This window comes from Amnibacterium sp., from assembly GCF_051956055.1.
Taxonomy (GTDB): Bacteria; Actinomycetota; Actinomycetes; order Actinomycetales; family Microbacteriaceae; genus Amnibacterium.
The window spans coordinates 81,199-100,387 of the sequence record NZ_JBQCGC010000037.1; the positions used below are offsets into that span (position 1 = coordinate 81,199).

Annotated in this window: 18 protein-coding genes; 9 read left to right on the forward strand and 9 right to left on the reverse strand. The window is 73.2% G+C overall.

Annotated elements, in window-relative coordinates; all coding sequences use genetic code 11:
* Window positions 1-75: 75 nt before the first annotated feature.
* Window positions 76-324, forward strand: coding sequence for a type B 50S ribosomal protein L31 (locus ACTHLI_RS05760; protein WP_440182131.1), 249 nt, complete (start codon window positions 76-78; stop codon window positions 322-324).
* Window positions 325-415: 91 nt separating this feature from the next.
* Complete coding sequence (locus ACTHLI_RS05765; RefSeq protein ID WP_440182132.1) at window positions 416-1,927, forward strand: glycosyltransferase family 39 protein; 1,512 nt, start codon at window positions 416-418, stop codon at window positions 1,925-1,927.
* Between the two features lie 4 nt (window positions 1,928-1,931).
* Here ACTHLI_RS05765 and ACTHLI_RS05770 read toward each other — a convergent pair whose 3' ends face one another.
* The gene (locus tag ACTHLI_RS05770; protein WP_440182133.1) at window positions 1,932-2,831 is read right to left on the reverse strand and encodes an exonuclease domain-containing protein; all 900 of its coding nucleotides are present in this window, start codon (window positions 2,829-2,831) and stop codon (window positions 1,932-1,934) included.
* Between the two features lie 59 nt (window positions 2,832-2,890).
* Window positions 2,891-4,660: a maltose alpha-D-glucosyltransferase gene (gene treS, locus ACTHLI_RS05775; RefSeq protein ID WP_440182134.1), complete on the reverse strand. Its 1,770-nt coding sequence runs from the start codon at window positions 4,658-4,660 to the stop codon at window positions 2,891-2,893.
* 86 nt (window positions 4,661-4,746) lie between these two features.
* Here treS and ACTHLI_RS05780 point away from each other — a divergent pair, with 86 nt between their 5' ends.
* Complete coding sequence (locus ACTHLI_RS05780; protein ID WP_440182135.1) at window positions 4,747-5,643, forward strand: alpha/beta fold hydrolase; 897 nt, start codon at window positions 4,747-4,749, stop codon at window positions 5,641-5,643.
* Entirely contained in the window at window positions 5,640-6,713 is a 1,074-nt protein-coding gene (locus ACTHLI_RS05785; RefSeq protein ID WP_440182137.1) for a glycosyltransferase family 4 protein, read from the forward strand. The genes ACTHLI_RS05780 and ACTHLI_RS05785 overlap by 4 nt, the downstream gene beginning before the upstream one ends.
* Window positions 6,714-6,716: 3 nt before the next feature.
* On the opposite strand, the gene ACTHLI_RS05790 is transcribed toward ACTHLI_RS05785, so the two are convergent.
* Together ACTHLI_RS05790 and ACTHLI_RS05795 are read right to left on the reverse strand one after the other, a co-directional pair.
* On the reverse strand, window positions 6,717-7,325 hold the full coding sequence (locus ACTHLI_RS05790) for a histidine phosphatase family protein (protein WP_440182138.1): 609 nt from the start codon (window positions 7,323-7,325) through the stop codon (window positions 6,717-6,719).
* Between the two features lie 122 nt (window positions 7,326-7,447).
* Entirely contained in the window at window positions 7,448-8,296 is an 849-nt protein-coding gene (locus tag ACTHLI_RS05795) for an NAD-dependent protein deacetylase (RefSeq protein ID WP_440182140.1), read from the reverse strand.
* A gap of 35 nt (window positions 8,297-8,331) precedes the next feature.
* On the opposite strand from ACTHLI_RS05795, the gene ACTHLI_RS05800 reads away from it, so the two are divergent.
* A complete protein-coding gene (locus ACTHLI_RS05800; RefSeq protein ID WP_440182142.1) occupies window positions 8,332-9,156 on the forward strand; it encodes a TrmH family RNA methyltransferase in 825 nt (274 codons plus the stop codon).
* A gap of 120 nt (window positions 9,157-9,276) precedes the next feature.
* The gene (locus tag ACTHLI_RS05805; RefSeq protein ID WP_440182144.1) at window positions 9,277-10,614 is read left to right on the forward strand and encodes a D-alanyl-D-alanine carboxypeptidase family protein; all 1,338 of its coding nucleotides are present in this window, start codon (window positions 9,277-9,279) and stop codon (window positions 10,612-10,614) included.
* Here ACTHLI_RS05805 and ACTHLI_RS05810 read toward each other — a convergent pair.
* The 5 genes from ACTHLI_RS05810 to ACTHLI_RS05830 form a co-directional block, all read right to left on the reverse strand.
* Entirely contained in the window at window positions 10,533-11,525 is a 993-nt protein-coding gene (locus tag ACTHLI_RS05810) for a glycine betaine ABC transporter substrate-binding protein (RefSeq protein ID WP_440182145.1), read from the reverse strand. The two genes, ACTHLI_RS05805 and ACTHLI_RS05810, sit on opposite strands and share 82 nt — an antisense overlap.
* A 1-nt stretch (window position 11,526) precedes the next feature.
* Window positions 11,527-12,237, reverse strand: coding sequence for an ABC transporter permease (locus ACTHLI_RS05815; protein ID WP_440182223.1), 711 nt, complete (start codon window positions 12,235-12,237; stop codon window positions 11,527-11,529).
* Window positions 12,238-12,314: 77 nt separating this feature from the next.
* Window positions 12,315-13,553, reverse strand: coding sequence for an ATP-binding cassette domain-containing protein (locus ACTHLI_RS05820; protein WP_440182146.1), 1,239 nt, complete (start codon window positions 13,551-13,553; stop codon window positions 12,315-12,317).
* Window positions 13,546-14,187: an ABC transporter permease gene (locus tag ACTHLI_RS05825; protein WP_440182148.1), complete on the reverse strand. Its 642-nt coding sequence runs from the start codon at window positions 14,185-14,187 to the stop codon at window positions 13,546-13,548. The genes ACTHLI_RS05820 and ACTHLI_RS05825 overlap by 8 nt, the downstream gene beginning before the upstream one ends.
* Window positions 14,188-14,532: 345 nt before the next feature.
* Window positions 14,533-15,282: an SGNH/GDSL hydrolase family protein gene (locus ACTHLI_RS05830; RefSeq protein ID WP_440182149.1), complete on the reverse strand. Its 750-nt coding sequence runs from the start codon at window positions 15,280-15,282 to the stop codon at window positions 14,533-14,535.
* 94 nt (window positions 15,283-15,376) lie between these two features.
* Between ACTHLI_RS05830 and ACTHLI_RS05835 the strand changes: the two genes are divergently transcribed.
* From ACTHLI_RS05835 to ACTHLI_RS05845, 3 genes are read left to right on the forward strand one after another with little or no spacing between them, the layout of a single operon-like run.
* Window positions 15,377-17,206: a DEAD/DEAH box helicase gene (locus tag ACTHLI_RS05835; protein WP_440182150.1), complete on the forward strand. Its 1,830-nt coding sequence runs from the start codon at window positions 15,377-15,379 to the stop codon at window positions 17,204-17,206.
* A 34-nt stretch (window positions 17,207-17,240) separates the two neighbouring features.
* Window positions 17,241-18,104 (forward strand): MSMEG_6728 family protein, encoded by an 864-nt coding sequence (locus ACTHLI_RS05840; protein ID WP_440182151.1) that lies wholly within the window; start codon window positions 17,241-17,243, stop codon window positions 18,102-18,104.
* Complete coding sequence (locus ACTHLI_RS05845) at window positions 18,101-19,162, forward strand: VIT1/CCC1 transporter family protein (protein ID WP_440182153.1); 1,062 nt, start codon at window positions 18,101-18,103, stop codon at window positions 19,160-19,162. The genes ACTHLI_RS05840 and ACTHLI_RS05845 overlap by 4 nt, the downstream gene beginning before the upstream one ends.
* Window positions 19,163-19,189: the final 27 nt, after the last annotated feature.

The following is a 19,189-nucleotide window of genomic DNA, read 5'->3' on the forward strand; positions in this document are numbered from 1 at the left end:
CGCGGAAGCGGCCCTGCCGCCGTCCGCGGACGTGCGGCCCACGACTCGCTCTCGATCCGAAGAGGTCCATCCGTCATGAAGTCCGGCATCCACCCCGAGTACCGCGAGATCGTCTTCCGTGACCTCGCGTCCGGGGAGACCTTCCTCACGCGCTCCACCGCGACGAGCGACAAGACGGTCGAGCTGAACGGCACGACCTACCCCGTGATCGACGTCGAGATCTCGTCCGCGTCGCACCCCTTCTACACCGGCAAGCAGCGCATCCTCGACTCGGCCGGCCGGGTGGAGAAGTTCAACCAGCGCTTCAAGAACTTCGGTCGCTGACGGCGCGAAGCGCCGCGACCGCGCATCGCATGAAGGGCCGTTCCCCCGCAAGGGGAGCGGCCCTTCGGCTTGCTCCCGGTACCGTCGCCGGGTGAGCGTGCGGCAGACCCTGCCAGCCGTGTCGGTGATCAGCCGTCCGGCGGCCGTGCGGATCCCGCTCCCCGCGCCGATCTCCTGGCGGACCGTGCTGCCGGCCGCCGGCACGCTGGCCGTGCTGCTGATCGCGGTGTCCGGCGCATACGGCTACCACCGGGACGAGCTCTACTTCCGCCTGCTGCCACCGGCGTGGGGCTACACCGACCAGCCGCCCTTCACACCGCTCGTCGCGCGCGCGGTGAGCGCGATCTCCGACGAGCCGTCGTCCCTCCGGCTGGTCGCAGCCGTCGTCGCCGCGGTGGCCGTGGTGGTGGTCGCCGCGATCACCGCCGAGGTGGGCGGCGGCCGCGGGGCGCAGGCCCTCGCCGCGTGGGGAGCCGGCTTCGGCTACTACCCGCTGGTGCTGGGACACGTGCTCTTCACCGCCACGTTCGACCTGGTGGTGTGGCCGCTGGTGCTGCTCTGCCTGCTGCGCGGCGTGCTCAGGCAGCGGGGACGCTGGTTCCTCCTCGCCGGCGTCGTGGCGGGGCTGAGCCTGTACAACAAGCTGCTCGTGCTGGCCCTCCTGCTCGCGATCGCGGTCGGGCTCGCGGCGGTGGGACCGCGGCGTCCCGCCGTCTGGGGCTGGGCGTTCGCGGGCTCGCTGCTCGTGCTCGTGATCGGGGCGCCCAACCTCGTCTGGCAGCTCGTGCACGCCGCGCCGGAGCTGCAGGTCGGCGCCGCGCTCTCGGCGCACAACGCCGCGGGGGTGCGGCCGGCGGTCGTCCCGTTCCTCGGCGCGCTGCTCGGGCCGCTGCTCGTCCCGGTGTGCGTCGCCGGGTTCGTGGTGCCGTTCCGGCGCGCGGGCTGGGAGGACGTCAGGTGGCTCTCGGCCACCCTGGTCGCGATCGTCGTGCTCGTCATCGTCATGGGCGCCCAGCTCTACTACGACCTCGGGGTGCTCACGGCGGTCTTCGCGGTCGGCTGCGTGCCGACGGTGGAGTGGGCCGCGTCCCGCCGCCGCACGGGCCTGCTCATCGCCGCGACCGCGCTGAACGCGACCGCCGCCGCGCTCCTGGCCCTGCCGCTCGTGCCGTCCGGTGCCCTCGCGGGCACCGTGCTGCCGTCCTGGAACCAGGCGACCAGGGATCAGCTCGGGTGGCCGGCCCTCGCCGGCCTGGTCGACGCCGTGCCCGCCGCGCACGAGCCCGGCGCGGTGGTGCTCGCCCACAACTACGGCGAGGCGGGCGCGATCGAGCGGTTCGCGCCGTCGCTCGCGCACCGCACCTACAGCGGCCACAACGCCATGCACGCCCTTCCGGCGCCGGCGCCCGGCACCCGCACGGTGGTCGCCGTCGGGTACGGCCTCAGCTGGCTGCACCACGACTTCGCGTCCTGCACGGTCGTGGCGCGGGTCCCTGCGGATCAGGGCGTGGTGAGCCAGGAGACGGGCGCACCGATCCGCGTCTGCACGGGCAGGACGGCTCCGATGACCTCCGTCTGGGCGAAGGCCGCCTGGGTCGGCTGAGCGCTCAGCGCACGGGCCAGGCACCGCTCGTCGTGAAGCCAGGATCGCGCTTCTCGCGCATGTACGCCTGGAACCGCTCCGCCTGATCGGCGCACCACGCGACCTGCGCGTCGTGCAGCTCCTGCGCCTCCATCGCCACCGCGTCGGGGTGGCGCCGGGCGATCGCCTGCGCGAGGCGGCCCGCCGCGATCGCGTCGGCGCCCGCGTCGTGCGCGTCCGTCAGGTCGACGCCGTACGCCTCGGCCGCCGCGGCGAGGGTGCGCTTGCCCTTCCGGAAGCGGTCGATCTGCTTGTCGAGCACGAACGGGTCGACGATCGGCGCCGTGACCTCGAGCGGCCAGAGCCGGTGCCGCTCCGCCTCCGCGGCGAGCAGCGTGAGGTCGTACGGCGCGTTGTAGACGACCAGCGGGAAGCCACGGAGGAACACGCTCCGGATCGCGGCGAGGATCTCCGCGACGACCTCGCCCGGCGGCCGGCCGAAGCGCCGGGCGCGCTCGTCCGTGATGCCGTGCACCGCTGATGCGCCCTCCGGGATCGGCACGCCAGGGTCCACGATCCAGTCCTTGCGCTCGACCACCGCACCGGTCTCGTCGATGACGCCGACGTGGGCCGTGACGATCCGCGCGGTCGACGTGTCGATCCCGGTGGTCTCGAGGTCGAAGACGCCGAGGGCCGACGCCCAGGCCGGCAGCGGCGCCTCCGGCAGCGGCGCCTCCGGCTCCAGCGGTGGTTCCGGCTCGAGCGCCACGACCGCCGCCGGCTCCTCCAGGAGGAGCAGCGGTACCGGTTCGGTGAGCGCCTCCGGCGCGGGCGGCGTCCAGGTGGAGACGACCTCGAGCGTCTTCACCGCGTCCGCAGCGGGCGCCTCGAACTCGAAGAGGAGCGTCGGAGTGTCCTGGGCCACGCCGCCGACGGTACGTCGCCGCTCCGACACCGCCGTCGCGGCACGCAGCGCTGCGCGGATCAGCCCTGCTGGTCGGAGACGCTCACGATCGGGATCGCGGTCGTGGTGACCGGCACCTCCGGCGGCACGGGCTGCGCGACCTTCAACCAGAAGAAGCTCTGGGTGCCGAGGGTCAGCGTCACACGCCCCTCCGCGTCGAACGACGGGAACCGGCTGCCGCCGAACAGGTCGGTGAGGGTGTGGTTCGCGAGGTCCGGGGCGGTGATCGTGAACGACACCGGGTTGTGCAGGAAGGAGAACACGCAGAGCACGGCCTCGGCAGGGTCGCCGATCGAGCTGCCCGAGCCGGCGTAGTTGCGGAGGAACGCCAGTGCCGAGTCGTGATCGGTCTCGAGCACCGTCAGGTCGCCCATCCCGAAGACGGGGTGCGCCTTCCGGGTGTGCACGACGTTGCGCACCCAATGCAGCATCGACCTCGACTGCGCGAGCTGCGACTCCACGTTGACGAGCGAGTAGTGGTACACGAGCGACTGCACGACCGGCAGGTAGAGCTTGCCGGGGTCCGCCGTCGAGAAGCCCGCGTTGCGGTCCGGCGTCCACTGCATCGGCGTGCGCGACGAGTCGCGGTCGTTCAGCCAGATGTTGTCGCCCATCCCGATCTCGTCCCCGTAGTAGAGGAACGGGCTGCCCGGCAGGGAGAACAGGAGGGCGTGCGCGAGCTCCATCTCCGCCCGGGAGTTGTCCACGAGCGGCGCCAGCCGGCGGCGGATGCCGATGTTCGAGCGCATCCGCGGGTCGTAGGCGTACCAGCCGTACATCGCCTGCCGGTACTCCTCGTCCACCATCTCGAGCGTGAGCTCGTCGTGGTTGCGGAGGAAGACGCCCCACGCCGCGGTGTCGGGGATGTCGGTCTGCTCCGACAGGATCTTCACCAGCTCCGTCGCGGTCTGGGCCCGCAGCGAGTAGTAGATCCGCGGCATGACCGGGAAGTCGAAGGCCATGTGGCACTCCGGCTCGTCGTCGGTGCCGAAGAACGCGGCGACCTCCCGCGGCCACTGGTTCGCCTCCGCGAGCAGGATGCGGCCCGGGTACTCGCGGTCGACGTACTCCCGGAGGCGCTTGATGAACTCGTGCGTCGGCGGCTCGCCCTCGCCGTTGCCCTCCTCGCTCTCGAACAGGTACGGGATCGCGTCCAACCGGAGCCCGTCGACGCCGAGGTCGAGCCAGAACTTGACGATGTCGAACACCGCCTCCTGCACCTTCGGGTTCTCGTAGTTGAGATCCGGCTGGTGGCTGAAGAAGCGGTGGAAGAAGAACTGCCGCCGCACCGGGTCGAACGTCCAGTTCGACTCCTCCGTGTCCACGAAGATGATGCGGATGTTCTTGTACTTCTCGTCCGTGTCGCTCCAGACGTAGAAGTCGCCGTAGGGGCCGTCCGGGTCGCTGCGGGACTGCTGGAACCACTCGTGCGCGTCGGAGGTGTGGTTCAGCGGGAAGTCCATGACGATGCGCATGTTCCGCTCGTGGGCGCGCCGCACGAGGTCGCGGAACTCGTCGATCGTGCCGAACTCCGGCAGCACGGCCTTGAAGTCGGAGATGTCGTAGCCGCCGTCGCGGAGCGGCGACTGGTAGAAGGGCGGCAGCCACAGCGAGTCGATCCCGAGCCACTGCAGGTAGTCGAGCCGCGACGCGAGCCCCGCGATGTCGCCGGTGCCGTCGCCGTTGCTGTCCACGAAGCTGCGGACCATGACCTCGTAGAACACCGCGCGCTTGTACCAGGTGGGATCCCGGGTCAGCCCCGGCAGCTGGATCGGTGCGGTGAAGCTCACGTCTGGTGTCCTCTCGATCGCCTGGCGGGCGCGCTGCGGCGATCCTAGGAGGAGGCGCTGGACGGCCTTCCTAGACTCGTGGCTCGATGCGCATCGTCCCCTCTCCCTACGCCGACGGCCTCTCCCGCACCCCGGTCGCGCGGCGCGACACGACCGTCGACGGCGTGCCGGCCGCGTGGTGGGAGTACGGCGAGCCGGGGACCGGCCCCACGCTCCTCCTGGTCCACGGGTTCCGGGGCGACCACCACGGGCTCGAGCCGGTGGTCTCCTACCTCCCAGGCGTGCACGTCGTCGCGCCGGACCTGCCGGGGTTCGGGGCCTCCGCACCGCTTGCGGGGGAGCACTCGATCGACGGCTACGCGGCCTGGCTGCTGCGCTTCGCCGCGGCGGTGGGGCTGCCCGCCGACGCCGTGGTCGTCGGGCACTCGTTCGGCACGATCGTGGCCGCGAAAGCGCTCGCCGACGGCCTGCCCGCCGCGCGCGCGGTGCTGATCAACCCCATCGCGGCGCCCGCGCTCGCCGGACCGAACGCGCTCGGCACGCGGCTCTCGTCGCTGGACTTCGCGGTCGGCGGGGCGCTCCCCGAGCGCGCCGGGAACGCCCTGCTCCGCAGCAGGGCGATCACGCGCGGCGCGGGCGCCTTCCTCGCGAAGACGTCCGATCCGGCGCTGCGGGCGTGGATCCACAACCAGCACGACCGCTACTTATCGGGCTACGCGACCCGCCGCGTCGTGCTCGAGGCGTTCCGCGCCTCCGTCACCCACGACATCACGGAGTGGGCGGACCGGCTCACCCTGCCCGTGCACCTCGTCGCGGCCGAGCACGACGACATCACGACGGTCGATGCGGTCCGGGCGCTCGCCGCGATGCTGCCGGACGCGACCATGGCGGTCATCCCGACCGTCGGGCACCTCGTCCATTACGAGACCCCGCGGGCCGCCGCGGAGGAGATCGCCGCGGTGACCGGCGTGCGGGTCGCGTGAAGCTCGTCGTCGACTGCCGCTACGTCCGCCGCGACGGGCGGCACGACGGCATCAGCCGGTACACCGCCGGCATCACGGGTGGCCTCGGGCGGCTCGTCCCGCTCACGATGCTGATCGACGACGAGCGGCAGCTCGAGCTCCTCCCCGACCTGCCCTGGGCGCGGACCCGGCCGCCCGCCTCCCTCCTCGAACCGCTCATCCCGCGGGTGGTGAACCGCCTCCGGCCCGACGTCGTGTTCTGCCCGCTGCAGACCTCCGGCTCGCTCGGACGCCGGTACGGGCTGGTGCTGACGCTGCACGACCTCATCTACTACCGGCACCGCACGCCGCCCACCGAGTTCGCGTGGTGGGTCCGGCTCGGCTGGCGGCTGCTCTACGCGAGCTACCTGCCGCAGCGGCTGCTGCTGAACCGCGCCGACGAGGTCGTCACGGTCTCGGAGACCGTCGCGGAGGAGATCGCGCGGCATCACCTCACCAGGCGTCCGGTGACCGTGGTGCCGAACGCGGCCGACGGCGAGCCCCTCCCGGCTGCGGCGCCGGGGGAGCGCGCCAGGTCCATCGTCTACATGGGCGCCTTCATCGGCTACAAGGACGTGCCGACGCTCGTGCGCGCCGCGGCGCTGCTGCCCGGCTGGACGCTGCACCTCACGAGTCGGATCGGCGCCGATGAGCGCGCACGCCTCGAGCGGCTGGCCGCCGGCGCGACGCTCGTGTTCCACGACGGCATCGACGACGCGGGCTACCACCGGCTGCTCGACACGGCCACGGCCCTCGTCTCCGCGTCCAGGGACGAGGGGTTCGGGCTGCCGGTCGTGGAGGCCATGCAGCGGGGCGTGCCCGTCGTGCTCACGGACATCCCGATCTTCCGCGAGGTGGGCGGCTCGGCCGCGCTCTACGCCGCTCAGGGCGACCCGGCCGCGTTCGCGGCCGCCGTGCGGCTGCTCGAGGATCAGGGGGAGTGGCGCCGCCGCTCCACCGCCTCGCTGGAGCAGGCGGCGCGGTACAGCTGGGACGCCTCCGCCGCCCGACTGCTCCCGGTCCTGCAGCGCGTCGCCGAGCGCCGCCGCTGAGCGTCAGTCGCGGGTGGGGACCTCGTCGTCGGAGGGGAGCAGGTCGGCGGACCAGGGACGGCCGGCGAACTCCACGAGCTCGATGTCGCCGTCGACGACCCGGAACAGGTGATCGGACCCGTTCTCGATCCGCTCGCCGCGCTCCGGCCAGACCCATCGCGTCGTGTGCCGCACGAGGGAACCGATCACCCCGCCGTGCGAGACGACCAGCACCCGCGGGCCGGGATGCCGCTGCGCGATCGCGAGCAGCGCGGGCGTGACCCGCGCGACGACCTCCTCGCGCGTCTCCTGCGCCTCCAGCCGGCCGCCCCAGCGCGCGTCGAGGTCGGCGCCCGTCATCCCCTCCGCGTCGCCGTAGTGCCGTTCGACGAGGTCGTCGACGAGCTCCACGGGTCCGATGCCGAGACCGTCGGCGATGAGGTCCGCGGTCTCGGCCGCCCGGGAGAGCGGGCTGGCGACGACCGCGTCGAACCGGTCGCCGCGGAGCCGCCTCGCGGTCGCCCTCGCCTGCTCGCGTCCCGTGTCGTTCAGGGGGAGGTCGGTGCGGCCCTGGACCCGGCCGACCCGGTTCCATTCGGTCTCGCCGTGGCGCACGAGGACGAGGTCGGTCATAGCCCGGCCAGCCTACGGGCCGCCTCCCGACCGTTCGCGGATCCGGAATTGCGAGGCGACACGCCGCCCCCGGGCGCCCGCTCGCGGCGTGTCGCCGAATAGCTCCGGAACCGCGAACGGGGTCAGGGGAGGAGGAGGTCCCGCAGGGCGGTCAGGGTCTCGGTCGTACCCGCGTCGATCTTCAGCGTCGCGACCCGGTCCGCCTTGGTCGCGCCCCGGTTCACGACCACGATCGGCACCCTGCGCCGCCGCGCCTGCTCGATCAGGCGGATACCGCTGTTCACGGCGAGGGAGGACCCGGCGACGAGCAGGGCGTCCGCCCGGCGCACGACCGCCGCGGCCTCCTGGAACCGCTCACGCGGCACGAACTCGCCGAAGAAGACCACCTCGGGCTTCAGCGTGCCGCCGCAGACCGTGCAGTCCGGCACCACGAAGTCGCTGACGTCGCCCACGTCCGCATCGCCGTCCGGGTTCAGCGTCACCGTCGCGCCGCCCACGAACCATCCGTTCGCGGCCTCGATCCGCTCCGCGACGGCGCCTCGCGCGAACAGCTGGCCGCACCGGAGGCACACCACGCGGTCCACCGACCCGTGCACCTCGACCACGTGACGGGAACCGGCCTTGCCGTGCAGCCCGTCCACGTTCTGCGTCACGACGCCGGGGACGCGGCCCGCCGCCTCCAGCTCTGCCAGCGCGCGGTGCGCGTCGTTCGGCTCGGCCGCCACGAACCGGGCCCAGCCGAGGTAGCTGCCCGCCCAGTAGCGCTGGCGGAACGACTCCGCGGAGAGGAACTGCTGGATGGTCATCGGCGTGCGCTTCGGGGCACCCTCGCCGCGGTAGTCGGGGATGCCCGAATCGGTGCTGATCCCGGCGCCGGTGAGCACCGCGACGGTGCCGGTGAGCAGCTCGGCCGCCTGCTCGAGGACGTCGGCGGCCGGCTGCTGCGCGATTCCGGCCGCCGCTCCACCCATAGCCTGGAAGCGTAATCGGGGAGGGGAGGACGACGATGCGGATCCTTCCGCTGTCCGCGGACGGCCTCGGCGACCCTGCGCTCCGCGACTTCACCCGGCTCACCGACGTCGCGCTGCGGCGGCTGCTGGAACCGGAGGGCGGGCTCTACCTCGCCGAGTCGACGAAGGTGATCGCGCGGGCGATCCACGCCGGGCACCGCCCGCGTGCCGTGCTCACCCGCGCGGAGTGGCTGCCCCAGCTCGAACCGCTGCTCGCACCGTTCCCGGACGTGCCCGTGCACGTCGGGGAGGACGCCGTGTTGGAGGAGCTCACGGGCTTCCACCTGCACCGCGGCGCGCTCGCCTCGATGCACCGGCCGGACCTGCCCGATCCCGCCGCGCTGCTGCGGGGCGCGAGGCGCGTGGTCGTGATCGAGGACGTCGTCGACCACACGAACGTCGGCGCGATCTTCCGGAGCGCGGCAGCGCTCGGCGTGGACGCCGTGCTCGTCACCCCCCGCTGCGCCGACCCCCTCTACCGCCGGAGCGTCCGCGTCAGCATGGGCACCGTGCTGCAGGTGCCGTGGACGCGGCTGCCGGAGTGGCGGGAGGCCGCTCCGCTGCTGCACGACGCCGGGTTCTCGATCGCCGCGCTCGCGCTCACCGACCGGGCGGAGGACATCGACGTGCTCGCGGCCGACCTCCCGGAGCGCCTCGCGCTCGTGCTCGGCACGGAGGGCGACGGGCTCAGCCGGGCCGCCCTCGCGGCCGCCGACCGGCACGTGCGGATCCCCATGTCCCACGGCGTGGACTCGCTGAACGTCGCCGCGGCCGCCGCGCTGGCCGTCTACGCGCTGCGGCCGGCGTCCTCGGCCGCCTGACCGATCCAGGAGGAGGGGGAGCCGCGTCGCTCGACGGCTCCTGCACGCGGGCTGAACCGACCTGCGACACCCCAGGGACCGAGGCCGCGGGGTGCGCACCCCTCCTCCTACACTCGCACGGTGCCGCGAGAGGAGAAGCCCCGATACGGTCTGCGCCGATTCGTCGCGTCCGTGTCCGTCGGACTGATCCTGATCATCGGCGTCGGCGTGCCGGTGTCGATCGTCGCCCCCGTGCCCCAGGCGCAGGCCGAGGTCGCCGCGGCGACCCGGTCGGCGACGCCCGCGGCGGACCCCGTCTTCCCCTCGTTCGGCTCGTCCGCGATCGGCGCGGTCGGCATCGACGGCGTGCTCGCCGAGCACGGTCCGCAGACGCCGCACGAGATGGCGAGCATCACGAAGATGGTCACCACGCTGGTCCTGCTGGAGAAGAAGCCGCTGACGGTGGACGAGCAGGGTCCGACGATCACGTTCGGCCAGAAGGACGTGCAGATCCTCCGCGACGTGATCGCCCAGAACGGCTCGTGGCAGCCGGTGCAGGCGGGCTGGCGGGTGTCCGAGCGCGCGGCGATCGAGACGACGCTCATCCCGTCCGCCAACAACTACGCCGAATCGCTCGCGATCTGGGCGTTCGGGTCCGTGCCGAACTACCTCGTCGCGGCGCACGCGTTCCTGAAGGCGCACCACCTCACCGACATCTCGATCGTCGACACGAACGGGCTGTCGGCGGGCGACCGGGCGACGCCCGCCGCGCTCATCCGGCTCGGGGAGCTCGCACTGCAGAACCCGGTGCTCGCGGCGATCGTGCAGAAGCGGGCGGCCGACGAGCCGAACGTGGGTGAGATCACGAACACGAACGAGCTGCTCGGCAGCAACGGGGTGAACGGGATCAAGACCGGCACCTACGGCATCAGCTCCGCGAACCTCCTGTTCAGCGCCCGGGTCCGGGTCGGCGCGAGGACGGTGCAGCTGGTCGGGGTGGTGCTCGGGGCGAAGGACCACCCGACGCTCGACGCGCACGTGCCCGCGCTGCTCGCGAGCGTGACGAAGAGCCTGCACGACCTGTCGCTCGCCACGAAGGGGCAGGTGTTCGCGACGTACCGGACGAAGTGGGGCGGCGTCGGCAAGGCGGTGGCCGCGGAGGACGTCAGCCGGCTCGTGTGGGGCCGGGCCAAGGTCCAGCGGTCCGCGGCGGTCGAGTCGATCACCGGAGGCCGCAAGGGCGAGCACGTCGGCACCGTCACCTACGTCGTCGACGGGAAGCGCGTCGTCGTGCCGCTCGTGCTGGACCGGGACGTCCTCGCGGCCCCGGTGTGGTGGCGGCTGACCCACCCGCTGCGCTGCCCGGCGGGACCCGACACGGGCCCCGCCGCGAACGATCAGGGCCGGCTGATCAGCCCCTCGCGCACCATCCAGTCGAAGGCGACGTTGGCCGGCTCGCGGCCGTCGACGTCCACCTGACGGTTCAGCTCGATCATGACGTCGTTCGTGAGCTTCGCCGCGACCTTCTCGTACACGGCGCGCAGCCCCGGATAGGTCTTCAGCAGGTCCGTGCTGAGCACGGGGGACAGGTTGTACGAGGGGAAGAACCGCTTGTCGTCCTTGAGCACGACGAGCCCGAGGCTCGCGATCCGGCCGTCGGTGGCGAACACCTCGCCGAAATTGCACTGGTTCCCCTTCGCCGTCGCCGCGTAGATCGCGCCGATGTCGAAGATGTGCACGCTCCCGCGCGGCACGCCGGCCCGCGAGTCGCGCGGGATGCCGTAGTGCCGGAGCATCGGGGTGAAGCCGTCCGAACGGCTGTTGAACTCGGAGTCGAGGCAGAAGGTCCGCTGATCGGGCGGCACGTCGGTGATCTGCGAGAGCTTGCTGATGCCGGTGCGCTTCGCGAACGACTTCCGCACGGCGATGGCGTACGTGTTGTTCTCGCGGGACACGGGAAGCCAGGTCAGGCCGTTGGCGCGGTCCGCGTCGCGCACCGCCCGGTACTGCTGCTGCGGGTTCGGGATCCCGCGTCGGTGCCCCAGGTACGTCAGCCAGGCGGTGCCGGTGTACGTCCAGGTCATGTTCGCGCCCCCGGAGACCATGAGGCGGCGCACGGGGACGCTGCCGGGCACGTTCGTGAGGTCGGTGACGGGGTAGCCGGCCGCCTTCGCGGCGAGGACGCCCATCTTGCCGAGGATCAGCTGCTCCGTGAACTGCTTCGACGTGACGACCACCGGGGGGCCCGGCTTGGGGTGGTGCGCGGTGATCGCGGCGGGGGCCGCGGCGGGGACGTACGACGAGGCGGGCTGGAGCCCGCACCCGGTCAGCGCGGCCGCCGCCGCTGCGGTGACGGCCGAGGCGGCGGCGATGCGGAGGAGGCGTGCCATGTCAGATGCCCTTCGGGTGCGCGACGACCTCGACGATGCGGCCGAGCCAGTCGATGACGAGTGCGAGCAGTGCGATGAGGATCGCCCCGGCGATGAGGACGCGCATGAGGTAGAGCGACACCCCGGTGGTGATCAGCTGGCCGAGGCCGCCGGCCCCGACGAACGCGCCGAGCGCGGCGGTGCCGACGAGCAGCACCAGGGCGGTTCGGACGCCCGCGAGCACGATCGGGACCGCGAGGGGGAGCTCGATGCGCAGCAGGACCGCGGCCGCGCTCATGCCCATCCCTCGTCCCGCCTCGACGAGCCTCGGGTCGACCTGCTCGATGCCGATCATCGTGTTCCGGAGGACCGGCAGGAGCGCGTAGAGCACGAGGCCGATGAGCGCGGCGTTCCAGCCCAGCCCGATCAGCGCCGCGATCAGCACGATCAGCCCGAACGGGGGCGCTGCCTGACCGAGGTTCGCGAGGGCGAGCACGATCCCGCTGACGCGTCGGACGCCACGGCGGGTGAGCAGCACCCCGAGCGGGAGCCCGATCACCAGCACGATCGCCGCGGCCACCGCGGTGAGGAGGAGGTGCTGGCCGGTCGCGGCGAGGATCGCCCGGACCGCGAGCGTGTTGCGCTCCGTCGCGCTGAGGTGCGCGGTGCTCAGCCAGACGCCGAGGAGCAGGAGCGCGGCGGCGACGGCGAGCGGCTGGATCAGCAGGGGCAGCCGGCTGGAGCCGCGGCGGAGGCCGCGGCTCCGCGCCGGTGCTCCGCCCTTCGGCGGCGTGCGGACCGGTTCCGCGGTCACGACCCGGCCCCCTGCGCCACGGGACCCGATCCGGTCGTGGAGCCGATCGGAGCGGCGTCGGCCGTGGTCGCCCCGGCGCTCTCCCGGGCCTTCGTGATCGCGGTCATCACGGTCTCGACGTCGATCACGCCGGCGAAGACGTCACGGCGGCCCACGACGAGCGCGGCGCCGGCGCTCGAGACGAGCATCGTGTCGAGCGCGTCGTTCAGCGTCGCCCCGCTGCCCACCACGGGCAGATCCCCGTCGACCTCGTGACCGATCGTCTCCGAGCGGCCGAGCTGCCGCTCGGACAGCCACTGCACCGGCCGGTCCCGCTCGTCGAGGACGACGACGTGCCGATGGCCCGCCGCGCGCATCCCGCGGATCGCGTCCGCGGCGGGGGAGCCGGTCGGCACGGTCACCGCCGAGCGCAGCTCGACGTCCCGGACCCGGGTGAGCGTCAGCTGCTTCAGCCCCGCGCCGGAGCCGATGAAGTTCTCGACGAACTCGTCGGCGGGGTCCGCGAGGATCCGTTCGGGGGTGTCGTACTGGACGACGCGGGCGCCGCGGTCCATGACGACGATCCAGTCGCCGAGCTTCACCGCCTCGTCGAAGTCGTGGGTGACGCAGACGATGGTCTTCTGCACCTCCTCCTGGATCCGCAGCAGCTCGTCCTGCAGTCGTTGCCGCGTGATCGGGTCGACCGCGCCGAACGGCTCGTCCATGAGCAGCACGGGCGGGTCCGCCGCGAGCGCGCGGGCGACCCCGACGCGCTGCTGCTGGCCGCCGGAGAGCTCGCGCGGGTACCGATCGCGGTACTGGGCCGGGTCGAGGGACACGAGCTCGAGCAGCTCGTCGACCCGCTCGGCGATCCGCGCCCTGGACCAGCCGAGCATCTTCGGCACCATCCCGATGTTGGTCGCGACGGTCATGTGCGGGAACAGGCCGCCCGCCTGGATCACGTATCCCATCCGCCGGCGCAGCTCGTCACCGCGGATCGAGGTCACGTCCTCGTCGCCCATCAGCAGCCGCCCGGAGGTGGGCTCGATGAGGCGGTTGATCATCTTCAGCGTCGTGGTCTTGCCGCAGCCCGACGGCCCGACGAGCATCACGATGCTGCCGGCCGGGATCTCGAGCGTGACGTCCGCGACGGCCGGTTCCTCCTGGCCCGGGTAGCGCTTGGTGACGTGCTCGAGCAGGATGCGCTGCCCGGTGGCGGTGGCGGTGGCGGTGGCGGTGGTCGCGTGATCAGACACGGATTCCTCTCGGGGTGGTGAGTCGGCCGAGGCCGACGAGCAGCAGATCGAGGACGAGGGCGAGGACGACGACGCCCACGACCCCGACGACGACGGCGTTCAGCGCGTTCGCGCCGCCGAGACGGGCGAGCCCGGAGAACAGCAGGCCGCCGAGCCCCGGCCCGAGCGCGTACGCGGCGACCGCGGCGATCCCCATCACCATCTGGGCGGAGACCCGGACGCCGCCGAGGATCACGGGCCAGGCGAGGGGGAGCTCGACGGTCAGGAGGGTCCGCGTGCGGCCCATGCCGATCCCGCGGGCGGCTTCGACGGTCGCGCGGTCGACGCCGGCCAACCCGACGATCGCGTTCCGCAGGATCGGCAGCACCGCGAAGAACGTCACGGCGATCACGGAGGGCAGCACGCCGAACCCGAACGGCGCGACGAGCAGCCCGATCAGGGCGAACGAGGGGATCGTGAGCCCGACGGCCGTGACGCCGTCCGCGAGCGACCGGAGGGCGGGCAGGCGGTAGCTGAGGACGGCGAGCACGAGGGCGATGAGCGTCGCGAGCGCCAGGCACTGGACGACGAGGCTGACGTGCTGCCAGGAGGAGAACAGGATCTGGCCGAGCCGGTTCGAGATGTAGCTGAGCATGGGCACCGTTCGGTGGACGGACGGGGAACGGGCACGTCGGGTGCCCGGCAAACGGGCAGCGACGGTACTGAAGGGCCGCGCTCGGCGGCGCATCCGGAGGGCGCCGGCCTTGCTCCGAGCACCCCGAACGGGTCGTTACCGGATCGATGCCCGGCCCGTGGATCCGCGTCCCCGTGAGAACGGGCCCGACGGCGCGGCCGCCGGCCGCGCGAACGTCCGAGTTCCCTGAGGATCCGGAGGCGGATCGGAGGAGGAGTGCGGTACCGCGGGCGCGAGCGCCCGCGTGCACCCACGCGCGCTCGGGTCAGACGGCTCCGAGTCGAGTGATCGCGCGTATCGCGCCGGTCAGAACCCCGGGCGCTTCGGTGCGACCGTGTCGCCGGAGGAGACGCCGCGGATGCGGCGTCCGATCCAGGGGATCAGGTGCTCCCTGGTCCAGTGCAGGTCCTCCACCCGCGCCTCCCGCCACGAGCGGGCCGGCAGCGGCGCCGGGTTGCTCGGCTCGAGGTCGTTCGGCACCCCGAGCACGCCGAGCACCATCCGCGCGACCTCGTGGTGGCCGAACGCGTTCAGGTGGAGCCGGTCCTCGCTCCAGAAGTCGGCGCGCTGGATCGCCTTCAGCCCCCACTGGTCCGCGACGAGGGCGCCGTGCTTCGCCGCGAGGCCGCGCAGGAGCTCGTTGTAGATCGCGACCTTGCCGCGGATGCGCCGGAAGACCGGCGAGAACGCGACGTCGACCCCGGTGAACAGGACGAGCGTCGCGCCCGTGGCCGCGAGCCGCTCGAGCGCGGGGTCGAGCCGGGCCGCGATCGCGTCGGGGTCCGTGCCGGGGCGGATCACGTCGTTGCCGCCCGCGGAGATCGTGATCAGGTCGGGCCGCAGCCGGATGGCCGGTTCGATCTGCTCGTCGACGATCCGGCCGAGCAGCCGCCCGCGGACCGCCAGGTTGGCGTACGCGAAGTCCTCCGTCCGCGTCGCGAGCACCTCCGCGGTCCGGTCCGCCCAGCCCCGCAGGCCGCCAGGGCTGTCCGGATCCGGGTCGCCGAAGCCCTCCGTGAACGAGTCGCCGATCGCGACGTACCGCTGGAACACCACGTCACCATCCTCTCCCGCGGCGCGGGCGGCGAAACGCCCGGCGCACGGTGGTGGTCGGCGAGTCGGGCCGGTCGCGGTTACCGTGGACGTCCCGATGAGCACTCCCTCGAAGGCGCCGGAGGCCGCCCCCGTCTTCGACGCCGCCCCCGGTGCCCATCAAGCCGCCAGCCTGCCTCCGGCGTTCCCGGACCGCGCGCCGAGGGGGACCGGGCCCCGCCTCCGGCGCTGGCAGGAGGAGGCCCTCAGCGCCTACTTCGAGCGCGAGCCGCGCGACTTCCTCGTCGCCGCGACGCCCGGCGCGGGTAAGACCACGTTCGCCCTCCGGCTCGCGAAGGAGCTCCTCGCGCGCGGCACCGTCGACAAGGTCACCGTGGTCGCGCCGACGGACCACCTGAAGCGGCAGTGGGCCGAGTCCGCGGAGCGGGTCGCGATCCACCTGAACCCCGCGTTCAAGAACTCGGACGGCTGGCTCGGCCGGCACTGGCACGGCGCCGCGCTCACGTATGCCCAGATCGGCATGGATCCGGCGCTGCACAAGCGGCTCACCGAAGGGGCCAGGACGCTCGTGATCCTGGACGAGGTCCACCACGGCGGCGACGCGCTCTCCTGGGGCGACGGGATGCGGGAGGCGTTCGCGAACGCCACGCGGCGGCTGTCGCTGTCCGGCACCCCGTTCCGCAGCGACACCGCGCCGATCCCGTTCGTCGAGTACGCCCCCGACGAGCACGGGATCCGCACCTCCGTCACGGACTACTCCTACGGCTACCGTCGCGCGCTCGAGGACGGCGTCGTGCGCCCGGTGCTGTTCATGGTCTACTCCGGCGCGATGACCTGGCGCACGAGCGCCGGCGAGGAGATGAGCGCGCGACTCGGCGAGCCGTCGACGAAGGACATCACCGCGCAGGCCTGGCGCACCGCCCTCGCGCCGGAGGGGCAGTGGATCCCGGCCGTGCTGCGCGCGGCCGACCAGCGGCTCAGCGAGGTGCGGCGGCACGTGCCCGACGCGGGCGGCCTGGTGATCGCGACGGACAAGACCGTCGCGCGGGCCTACGCGGAGCAGCTCCGCGTGATCACCGGCCAGCGGGCGACCGTCGTGCTCTCCGACGAGAAGGAGGCGTCCGACCGCATCGCCGCGTTCTCGGCCGGGACGGACCGCTGGCTCGTCGCGGTGCGGATGGTCTCGGAGGGCGTCGACGTCCCCCGCCTGTCGGTCGGCGTGTACGCGACCAACGCCTCCACCCCGCTGTTCTTCGCGCAGGCGATCGGGCGGTTCGTACGGGCGAGGAAGCGCGGCGAGAGCGCCTCCGTGTTCCTGCCGAACGTGCCGGTGCTGCTGAAGCTCGCGGAGCAGCTCGAGCTCGAGCGCGACCACGCCCTCGACCGGCAGGAGCAGGGCGACGACGCGCAGGGCGGTCTCGATGACGGTGCCCTCGACGAGGCGAACCGGCTCGAGAAGGCGTCGGAGTCGCTCACCCTCGACGGGTCGTTCCAGGCGCTCGGCAGCGACGCGACGTTCGACCGGGTGCTCTACGACGGCGGCGAGTTCGGCTTCGAGGCCGAGGTGGGCAGCGAGGAGGAGCTCGACTTCCTCGGGCTGCCGGGGCTCCTCGAACCGGACCAGGTGCGCGACCTCCTGAAGCACCGTCAGGCGAAGCAGCAGCGGCGCGGGAAGCGGGCCGCCCCGCCCGCCGGACCCACCCCGGCCGAGCAGCGCCTCGCCGACATCCCCCTCCACCGGCGCATCAAGGAGCAGCGGCAGCAGCTGCAGGACCTCGTCGGGCTGTGGTCGCACCGCACCAACACCCCGCACGGCGCCATCCACAGCGAGCTGCGCCGGACCTGCGGTGGGCCCGCGGTCGCGCAGGCGACCCCCGAGCAGCTGCAGGCGCGCATCGACCTGCTCCGCAAACGGATCCAGGGCTGACCGGCCGCAGGGGTCGCCCTAGGCTCGAGCAGCGATGCAGACGTTCCTCCCGTACGCGTCGTTCGACGCGAGCGCCCGCGTGCTCGACGACGCCCGGCTCGGCAAGCAGCGCGTGGAGACCCTGCAGATCCTCCGCGCCGTGCTCATGCCCACCTACGGCTGGCAGCGGCACCCGGCGGTCGCCATGTGGCGGGGCTTCGTGCCCGCGCTGACCGCGTACGGGCTCGCGACGGTGCGCGCCTGGACGGAGCGGGGGCACGCCGATTCGGTCGCGGAGCAGGTGCTCGAGTTCGCGCCGGAGGTCGAGGGCGTGCCGCAGGGCGCGCTCGCCGAGCGCGGGCTGCTGCCGCCGTGGCTCGGCGACCCCCTCCTGCACGAGAGCCACCGGTCGCGCCTGATCGCGAAGGACCCGGCGTTCTACCGGCCCCGCTTCGCCGGCACGACCGAGGGGCTCGAGTACGCGTGGCCAGGCGCCCGGGCGCAGGCCGGCGTGGCGGCTCCGGAGCCCGACCTCTGGGTGCTGCGCGTCGACGACATCGACCCGGAGAGCCCGGCCGCGCTCCTCGGCCTGCCGGCGGCCGACCCGCGCGGTCGGGTGACCCCGGCCTGGCGCGACCAGCTGCGCGCCTTCGAGGACGAGCTCGTGCCCGGCGTGCGCATCGGCGTGCTCGCCGCCGGGCAGCCGGACCGCCTCCGGCTCGCGCGCGTCACCGGAGGCGTCGCGCCCGGCGTCGTCGACGGCGCCCTGTGCACCGCGGTCGCCGTCCGGTTCGAAGGCGCGCTCGGCCGCCGGGCGCTGCCGGAGCCGGCCGAGCTGCAGAACCCGCGCCGCTTCTTCCGCGTGCGATCGACCGCATCGCTCGACGCCCCGACCGCCGCCCTTCAGGAGGACGCATGACCGCACCCCCGACCCGCGAGCAGGTCCGTCGCTGGCGCGGCTACCTCGCCGACGAACGCGCCGAGGCCGCCGTCTACCGGGATCTCGCGTCCCGGCGCACCGGTCCCGACCGCGACATCCTGCTCGAACTCGCCGAGGCGGAGGGACGACACGAGCAGCACTGGCTCGACCTCCTCGGCGAGGCGGGCGAGCGGCCGACCCCCGTAAGCCCCCGCACGCGCCTGCTCGGCCTGCTCGCCCGCCGGTTCGGCTCCGTCTTCGTGCTCGCCCTGCTGCAGCGCGCGGAGTCGCGCTCGCCGTACGAGGACGAGGACGACGCCACCCCGCAGATGGCCGCGGACGAGCGCATCCACGAGGAGGTCGTCCGGTCCCTCGCGATGCGCGGCCGGAACCGCATCTCCGGCACGTTCCGCGCGGCGGTGTTCGGCGCCAACGACGGGCTGGTCAGCAACCTGGCCCTCGTGCTCGGCGTGGGCGCCGCGGGCGCGGACCCGGGGCTCGTGCTCGTGACCGGCATCGCCGGGCTCCTCGCCGGCGCGCTCTCCATGGGCGCGGGCGAGTACGTGTCGGTGTCGTCGCAGCGGGAGCTGCTCGCCGCCTCCTCGCCGTCACCGCAGTCCGCGAGGGCGCTGACCCGCATCGACTTCGACGAGAACGAGGTCGCCCTCGTGTTCCGCGCCCGCGGCATGGGGGAGGCGGAGGCCGAGCGCGCGGCCCACGAGGTGCTCCGCGTGCAGGAGGCGCCGAGCCTGCCCGCGAACGAGGTCGACGTGGAGACGGTCGGCACCCCGCTCGGGGTCGCGCTGTCGAGCTTCGCGTTCTTCGCCTCCGGCGCGCTCGTGCCGATCCTGCCGTACCTGTTCGGGGCGTCCGGGGTGCTCGCGGTCGCGCTCGCCGCCGGTCTCGTGGGCATCGCGCTGCTCGCCTCCGGCGCGGTGGTCGGCCTGCTGTCCGGCGCGCCGATGCTGCTCCGCGCGCTCCGGCAGCTGCTGATCGGCTACGGCGCGGCGGCGGTGACGTACGTGCTCGGCCTCGCGTTCAACGCCGCGGGGATCTGAGCGGCGTCCAGGCTCGTCGCGCAGGCT

Bases quoted from the DNA above. Each gene is read 5' to 3' on its own strand.
- ACTHLI_RS05760 (WP_440182131.1), top strand. From the start codon at position 76: ATGAAGTCCGGCATCCACCCCGAGTACCGCGAGATCGTCTTCCGTGAC.
- ACTHLI_RS05825 (WP_440182148.1), bottom strand. From the start codon at position 14,187: ATGCTCAGCTACATCTCGAACCGGCTCGGCCAGATCCTGTTCTCCTCC.
- ACTHLI_RS05800 (WP_440182142.1), top strand. From the start codon at position 8,332: ATGCGGATCCTTCCGCTGTCCGCGGACGGCCTCGGCGACCCTGCGCTC.
- ACTHLI_RS05795 (WP_440182140.1), bottom strand. From the start codon at position 8,296: ATGGGTGGAGCGGCGGCCGGAATCGCGCAGCAGCCGGCCGCCGACGTC.
- ACTHLI_RS05790 (WP_440182138.1), bottom strand. From the start codon at position 7,325: ATGACCGACCTCGTCCTCGTGCGCCACGGCGAGACCGAATGGAACCGG.
- ACTHLI_RS05780 (WP_440182135.1), top strand. From the start codon at position 4,747: ATGCGCATCGTCCCCTCTCCCTACGCCGACGGCCTCTCCCGCACCCCG.
- ACTHLI_RS05840 (WP_440182151.1), top strand. From the start codon at position 17,241: ATGCAGACGTTCCTCCCGTACGCGTCGTTCGACGCGAGCGCCCGCGTG.
- ACTHLI_RS05810 (WP_440182145.1), bottom strand. From the start codon at position 11,525: ATGGCACGCCTCCTCCGCATCGCCGCCGCCTCGGCCGTCACCGCAGCG.
- ACTHLI_RS05845 (WP_440182153.1), top strand. From the start codon at position 18,101: ATGACCGCACCCCCGACCCGCGAGCAGGTCCGTCGCTGGCGCGGCTAC.
- ACTHLI_RS05835 (WP_440182150.1), top strand. From the start codon at position 15,377: ATGAGCACTCCCTCGAAGGCGCCGGAGGCCGCCCCCGTCTTCGACGCC.